The sequence below is a fragment of the Nostoc sp. FACHB-280 genome, assembly GCF_014697615.1.
Lineage (GTDB): Bacteria > Cyanobacteriota > Cyanobacteriia > Cyanobacteriales > Nostocaceae > Nostoc_B.
In genome coordinates this window covers 36,726-44,051 of record NZ_JACJSD010000053.1, presented here as the reverse complement: position 1 = coordinate 44,051, position 7,326 = coordinate 36,726, and the positions used below count along the sequence as shown (strand labels likewise).

The 7,326-nt window shown below is 41.3% G+C and carries 6 protein-coding genes; all 6 read right to left on the bottom strand.

Annotated elements, in window-relative coordinates; all coding sequences use genetic code 11:
• Positions 1-285: 285 nt before the first annotated feature.
• A complete protein-coding gene (locus tag H6G75_RS27705; protein WP_015111665.1) occupies positions 286-501 on the bottom strand; it encodes a 4-oxalocrotonate tautomerase family protein in 216 nt (71 codons plus the stop codon).
• A 65-nt stretch (positions 502-566) separates the two neighbouring features.
• Positions 567-1,718 (bottom strand): hydrogenase formation protein HypD, encoded by a 1,152-nt coding sequence (gene hypD / locus H6G75_RS27700; RefSeq protein ID WP_190983113.1) that lies wholly within the window; start codon positions 1,716-1,718, stop codon positions 567-569.
• A gap of 76 nt (positions 1,719-1,794) precedes the next feature.
• Entirely contained in the window at positions 1,795-2,040 is a 246-nt protein-coding gene (locus tag H6G75_RS27695; RefSeq protein WP_190983112.1) for a HypC/HybG/HupF family hydrogenase formation chaperone, read from the bottom strand.
• A 61-nt stretch (positions 2,041-2,101) separates the two neighbouring features.
• Positions 2,102-4,588: a carbamoyltransferase HypF gene (hypF, locus tag H6G75_RS27690; protein ID WP_190983111.1), complete on the bottom strand. Its 2,487-nt coding sequence runs from the start codon at positions 4,586-4,588 to the stop codon at positions 2,102-2,104.
• 41 nt (positions 4,589-4,629) lie between these two features.
• Positions 4,630-5,817: a hypothetical protein gene (locus H6G75_RS27685; RefSeq protein WP_190983110.1), complete on the bottom strand. Its 1,188-nt coding sequence runs from the start codon at positions 5,815-5,817 to the stop codon at positions 4,630-4,632.
• Between the two features lie 78 nt (positions 5,818-5,895).
• Positions 5,896-7,242: a sorbosone dehydrogenase family protein gene (locus H6G75_RS27680; protein WP_190983109.1), complete on the bottom strand. Its 1,347-nt coding sequence runs from the start codon at positions 7,240-7,242 to the stop codon at positions 5,896-5,898.
• Positions 7,243-7,326 lie beyond the last annotated feature (84 nt).

Here is a 7,326-nt window from a genome sequence, read left to right as displayed (position 1 = left end):
AACTGTCTTTGTGAGATCCCACCCTCTAAGTACGCATCAATTATTTTCTGCCGAAAGTCAAGTGAGTATGCTTTCATTTATATCTTCTCATAATCTATATCTTATCTAATTACTGTATCTCATTAGACTGGAAAACGCTATAGAATTTATTAAAATAATTTATGATAAAGATGTTTAGTAGGGGATAGGGGACAGGTTACAGGTGATAGAGATAAAAAGTTGTTTATTAAATAACTATTAATATCTACTAATTCCTGACTCCTGCCTCCTGCCTTCTAACTAGTTTTATCTGCCTGTTTCGTCATGTCTACCACGATGGCGATCGCAGTGTAAGATACCATTAACAGCCCAATTTTCACGTTCAAATTCATCAATGTGAATAGTTATCCATTCTGGCTTGGTATCTAAAGATGTGACTAGGGCGTTAGTAATAGCTTCGACTAGATGCCGTTTTTTTTCGATGGAATGACCACGGGCAATTTTGACTGTAACAAAAGGCATAATTTTGTACTCCAATCCTAAAATTGTTGTGTTGTAGCGTTCGGATTGCTTACTTTAATCTTAGGTTATGAAGTTAGGGTTGCAGTTTGTTTTTCAGCAGCTATTTTTTGCGTGAAATTGGAGAAGCGTCCGTATTTGTAATAAGCTGCACAAGCACCTTCCGAGGAAACCATGCAAGTACCTATTGGTGTTTCTGGGGTGCAGGCTGTACCAAATACTTTACATTCCCACGGTTTTAAAACTCCTTTGAGAATTTCACCACATTTACAAGCTTTATGGTCAGCGACTTTTTGATTTGGGATGGTAAATTTGACTTCAGCATCAAATTGGCTATATTCAGGACGAATTTTTAAGCCGGAATTTGGTAGTTCTCCTAAACCACGCCATTCAAAAGTTTCGCGTACAGCAAAAACTTGATTCATCGCTTTTAGTGCTATTTGATTTCCAGCTTTTTCGACAAGTCGGTTATATTGGTTTTCGACTTCATAACGATTTTCTACTAGCTGTTTTAATAGCATCCAAACTGATTGGAGAATGTCTAATGGTTCAAAGCCAGAAACAACTATTGGTTTATGATATTGTTGGGCAATAAATTGATAGGGGTCAGTACCAATTACCATACTGACATGACCAGGGCCGACAAATCCATCTAGTTGTAAATCAGGGTTATCTAATAGTGCTTTGAGGGCGGGAATAACTAATACATGGTTGCAAAACATACTAAAGTTATGTATGTTTTCTGCGTCTGCTTGGAGGATGGTAAAAGCTGTGCTGGGGACTGTGGTTTCAAAGCCGAGGGCGAAGAAGACTACTTCTTTGTTGGGGTTATCTTTGGCGAGCTGTAAGCTATCTAAGGGTGAGTACACCATACGGATATCTGCGCCTTTGGCTTTGGCTTGTAGGAGGCTGTCTTTAGAACCAGGAACGCGCATGGTGTCGCCAAAGGTGGCAAGGATGACGTTAGGATGTTGGGAGATAGCGATCGCATCATCTAACCTTCCCCTTGGCATGACACAGACTGGACAACCAGGCCCATGTATTAATTCAATATTGTCGGGCAGTATTGCTTCAATACCGTATTTAAAAATAGAGTGAGTATGTCCGCCACAGATTTCCATAATTTTGATATGTTTCTCTATTTGGCGGCTAATTTTTACTATTTCTTTTTGTAGGGCGTGGGCTTTTTCGGGTTCCCGAAATTCGTCAACATATTTCATACAATTTAGGGCTAATTTACTGGATAAACTCTGCGTAACTCCGCGTTTACCTTGGCGTAACTTTGCGTTAAAATCTCTAACTCATAGCGGCGATTTCTGCTAATAACTTTAATGTCTCCGCAGCTTCTTCCTCATTAATTCGATTCATCGCAAAACCAACGTGAACTAATACCCAATCTCCTAAACAAGCTTCGGGTGGATGTTGTTCATCGACAATGCAAGCGATGTTAACTTGACGTTTAACACCTGCAACATTCACAATGGCTAATTTTTTTTGAGTGTCGGTAATTTCGACAATTTGTCCAGGAATTCCTAAGCACATTTGTATTTTCCTTTGAGGAGATAACTAACCGCAGAGGCGCAGAGGACTCAGAGAAGAAGAGTTAATGATTTGTAATTAATCTGGCGGCTGTAATTATGGCTTGTCCTAACGATAAACCGCCATCATTAGTAGGAACTAAGCTATGAGTTAGTACGTTAATATTTGATGCTTGTAACTGTTGAGTAACTAACTGTAATAAGATAGTATTTTGAAATACTCCTCCTGTGATAACTACTTGCTGAATTTGATATTCTTGACACAGAAGCTTAACCATTTTTACTGTAATATGAGCTAAACCCTGGTGAAATTTAGCAGCGATGACTGATTGGGGAATTTGTTGCTGCAAATCACTGAGTAAAGCAGACCACATTGGTGCTGAGTCTATACAATAGATATTATCGGAAAAGTTAAAATTAAAGGGATAAATTAGCTTTTCTTTATGATTGTTTAAGATGTTAACATCCACTAAAGATTCTAAAGCGATCGCAGCTTGTCCTTCATAGCTACATTCTTCAGTAAAAATACCAATAGCGGCAGCTACAGCATCAAATAATCGCCCGACTGATGAGGCTAGAGGCGAGTTAATGCCTTTTTCTATAATCTGATTGAGTAATTTTAATGGCTTTTTATCCAAAAATTTTAATATTTCTAAATCAGTATATTGTTGTTGGCATTTATCCCAAAGATTAGCTGAAATTAATTGCGCGTAGGTATTACGCCAGGGTTGGTAAATTGCTTGTTCACCACCTATCATCGCCACTGGTTTAAATGTTGCTAGTCGTTGAAATTGACGGTAGTCAGCCAGCAGAAATTCTCCGCCCCAAAGTGTGCCATCTTCACCATAACCCAAACCATCAAAAGCAATACCCAAAACTGGTGATGTATTTAAAGCAATGCCATTTTCTGCCATACAAGCAGCAATGTGGGCGTGATGATGTTGAATTTGATGCGGAGGAATTTTATTAGCCGTAGCGAGTTCTTTACCAAGTTTACTAGAAAGATATTCGGGGTGTTTATCAATTGCGATCGCTTCTGGTTTATGCTCAAATAAATTCAAGTATAAATTCAGCGTTTCCTGATAAGCATTAAACGCCGCCGCATTTTCTAAATCACCTAAATGTTGCGATAAAATTGCCTCACCATCACGCAACAAGCAAAAGGTATTTTTTAACTCACTCCCCATTGCCAATATTGGCGTTACCTCCTCAAATCCTGGTGGTAACTTAATCGGTGCTGGTGCATATCCCCTCGCACGACGAACGATTTGAATTTGCTCACCAACCACCCGCACAACCGAATCATCAATACGATTCACAATATCCCGATTATGTAATAGAAAATAATCAGCAATATTTCCCAACTTTTCTAACGCTGCATCATTATCAATACACTGTGGTTCATCAGAAATATTGCCACTCGTTAACACAATGGGTCGATTCATCCGCCGCAAAATTAAATGATGCAGAGGCGTATAAGGTAACATGAATCCTAGAGTATTTTGCTCTGGTGCAACAGATTCTGCTATAAAGTGCTGAGTGCTTTTATGAGAGTGCTGAGTGCTGAGTGCTGAGTACTGAGTGTTTTTATTATTGATACGACTTACAGCAAAACCCTCTTTAACTCCTCTTCCCTCCTCTCCTTCGCGCTCTTTGCGCCCTTTGTGGTTCGTTTCTTCTTTCTTCCCCAACAAAACAATTGGTGCGACAGGACTAACTAATAACTCTTTTTCCTTTTCACTAACTACACAATACTCTTCAATTACTGCCAAATCTCGTGCCATCAAAGCAAAAGGCTTATCATAACGACGCTTACGCCGACGTAATTTCTGCACAGCAACTTCATTTGTTGCATCACAAGCCAAATGAAACCCACCTATCCCCTTAATTGCAACAATTTCACCCTTTTGCAACAACGTACAAACTGCATCCACATCATCCATCATCGAAAACATCGAAGCAGTCACAGGTTTACCATCAGCACGTTCTAGCCAAGCAGAAGGGCCGCAACTATGGCAAGCTGTAGGTTGGGCGTGAAATCTGCGGTTTTCAACATCGTGGTATTCTGCTGCACATTCAGCGCACATCACAAACGCAGACATACTGGTATTACATCTGTCATAAGGAATGGCGTGAATAATACTCAGACGGGGGCCGCAATGAGTACAGTTAGTAAAAGGGTAACGGTAAAACCGACTAAAGGGGTCAAAGATTTCCTTTTGACATTGGGGACAAGTCGCTGCATCTGGGGTAATTTCGGTTTTGATTTTATTGCTGACACTTGGCGAAATCACAAAATCATCACAGTCCAATTCTGTTGTATATCGAGTTCTGATTAACTCTTGAATTTTTGCCAGTGGTGGACATTCTTGCTGTAACCTCACCACAAACTCAGCTAAGGCTTCCTCACTTCCAGAGACACGAATTAATACACCTTCTCCATCGTTACAAACATCGCCCCGCAACCCGCAAGCTTTAGCCAGACGGTAGACAGTCGGACGAAACCCCACCCCCTGAACAGTACCTCTAACTCTAATTTCTTCACTCGCCATTTCTCTTCGCGTCCTTTGCGTTCTTTGCGGTTCGTTTAACTCTATCTATCAAACCCCCACAATAAAACCCGATTATTTCCAGAATCAGCAATTACCGCCGTATTCCCGCAAATTTTCACCCCATAAGGCCAATTCAAACTATCGCGCGTCGGGAGTCCATAATTGCGGTTTTCGCTTTTACTTTGACAGCTACTTTGTCCAATAATTGCCGAAGCGATCGCACCTTGCAATGATAATATAGATTTCGGCTGCTTCCATCCTAGCAACCGCGAATTTGCCGTATCCGCCACTAGCAACCATTCCCCAGTCGTCGCCACCCCATAAGGCATACTTAAACTACTCGCACTCGGCCAATATACCCCTTGATTCATCTCTACAAAATCAAAGCTATTTTGTCCTAACACCACCGCACAAGGCGCATTATTTTCTGTGGGGATACCTTGCCAAATCATCACGCGATGATTACCCGCATCAGCAACAACTAAATTATCATGCCAAATAGCAATATCATGACACCAACGCATACTCGCCGCCGTTGCAGAAGCACCACCATTTTCATTACGAGAAATCATATCTGGTTGTCCCAGAACTATATCCGCAGGCTGACCATTTTCTGTGGGTAATTCTTGCCAAATTAATAACCTGCGATTACCAGTATCCGCAACAAATAGCTTACCTTGATGATAAAAAATACCATAAGGCCAGTGCATTGTATTAGCATTTGCTTTTTGAGTACCGCGATTTGGTTCATTATCAACAAAATTAGCTTGTCCTAATACCAAATCGGCTGGCACATTGCTATCTTCTGGGACATTTTGCCAAATCAAAACGCGATGATTCCAAGCATCAGCCACAGCTAAACCTTGCCCACAAACACAAATTCCAGTGGGGACGCTAAACGTGTTTCTGCCTGGCTTACCTTTAGCATTCTGCCCTTCATGATAAAAGTCTGGTTGTCCAATTACCCAGTCTGCCGGCTGATTATCTTTTGTTGGTAAATTGCGCCATCCTAATAATCGATGATGTCCTGTATCTGACACCCACAATGACTGATTTGCTGATATTAAACAAGCCCCACGGGGGCCAAACATTGTGCTTGGACTAGGTGCTATTGGTATAGCTAATTGTTGCGGTTCAATACTAGTACCTAAAATTACCTCTGCACCAAATGGTGATAAAGGTAAATTAGATAAACTTGCTAAAGCATTACTATTATTAGGAATAGACATGAACCGCCACGAAACACTAATTTTTATTTAAAATTATCGGCGGACATCGGCTTGTATCGGCGGTTGCTATTTTTTAGTTTATTTTTGATTACCTACATATTGAATGCGATAAATCCGGTTATTAGCTTCTTCTGTGACTAATAAACTCCCATCAGGCAAAACTAATAAACCAACAGGCCTTCCCCAAGTAGTTGGGGTACTGGGATTTAACAAAAATCCCGTGAGAAAATCTTCATAATTACCTTGTGGTCGTCCTTGAGTATTAAAAGGTACAAATACAACTTTATAACCAGTCCCGCGATCGCGGTTCCAAGAACCACGAAATGCCACAAAAGCCCCATTTTTATATCTGTTGGGGAAAGTTCGACCATCGTAAAACTGCACACCCAAAGCCGCCGAATGAGCTTGAAATAATACATCAGGTGTACGAGTCCGGGCTGCTAAATCTGGGCGTTTACTTTTACCATTGGCCGTTTGACGGGGGTCAAGTTTATTTGGTGTTAAGTAAGTATAAGGCCAGCCATAAAATTCTCCCTGCTGAATGCGGGTGAAATAATCAGGAACCAAATCATCCCCAATACCATCCCGTTCATTCACCGTTGTGTAGAGTTCCTTCGTCACCGGATGAAAATCCAAACCTACAGGATTTCGCAAACCAAAGGCGAAAGTCTGCTTTTGAGAACCATCCAAATTCATCACCTGTACAGAAGCCCTCGGTAACTCTTCCTCATCCACATTAGAACGAGAACCAACCGAAACATACAACTTCTTCCCATCTGGTGCAGCGACAACATTTCTTGTCCAATGTTGGTTATAACCACCGCCAGGAAGATCAGCAATTTTTGTCCCAGTCCCCGATAGTTGCTTTTGTCCTTTGCTGTAAGGAAACTGTAACACTGCATCAGTATTCCCCAAAAAGAAATAATTCCCCGCAAACGCCATCCCAAAGGGAATATTTAAGCCATTGTTTGCACTCGCAAATGTTTGACTCACATCAGCCACACCATCGCCATTACTGTCTCTCAACAAGCGAATGCGGTTTTCTCTCGTTTCTGTCACCAACACATCACCACTGGGAGTTAAAGCCAACCACCGGGGTGCGTCCAAACCTTCCGCAAAGACATTTACCTGGAATCCTGGCGGTACACGCAACACCGGATTTTGGGGAATAGATACTACCTCTGGTCGCTTCGAGGCGCTTTTGGTAGCAAAAGGTGGCGGTAATTTCTGCAAATTGATGCGAATTGGTTGTGGTGCAAGCGGTTCAGTGCGGATAATATTTTGTGACGGCGTAGAATTTGCTGCCAATAAAGGTGCTGGCTGAGATTCTTGGGTGATGACATCATCAGAAACAGCACGAGTTTGGTTACAACCTGCTGTCATCAATAACAAAACCAACCACCAACAACGCCGAGGGAATTTCATAACTGTGAGAAGTTATACGCAACTTTTGTAATTTAGAATTAAATATGAATTTTTGTCGCCTATCTCAAGTTTGATCTATATACC

Bases quoted from the DNA above. Each gene is read 5' to 3' on its own strand.
- H6G75_RS27695 (WP_190983112.1), bottom strand. From the start codon at position 2,040: ATGTGCTTAGGAATTCCTGGACAAATTGTCGAAATTACCGACACTCAA.
- H6G75_RS27685 (WP_190983110.1), bottom strand. From the start codon at position 5,817: ATGTCTATTCCTAATAATAGTAATGCTTTAGCAAGTTTATCTAATTTA.
- H6G75_RS27680 (WP_190983109.1), bottom strand. From the start codon at position 7,242: ATGAAATTCCCTCGGCGTTGTTGGTGGTTGGTTTTGTTATTGATGACA.
- hypD (WP_190983113.1), bottom strand. From the start codon at position 1,718: ATGAAATATGTTGACGAATTTCGGGAACCCGAAAAAGCCCACGCCCTA.
- H6G75_RS27705 (WP_015111665.1), bottom strand. From the start codon at position 501: ATGCCTTTTGTTACAGTCAAAATTGCCCGTGGTCATTCCATCGAAAAA.
- hypF (WP_190983111.1), bottom strand. From the start codon at position 4,588: ATGGCGAGTGAAGAAATTAGAGTTAGAGGTACTGTTCAGGGGGTGGGG.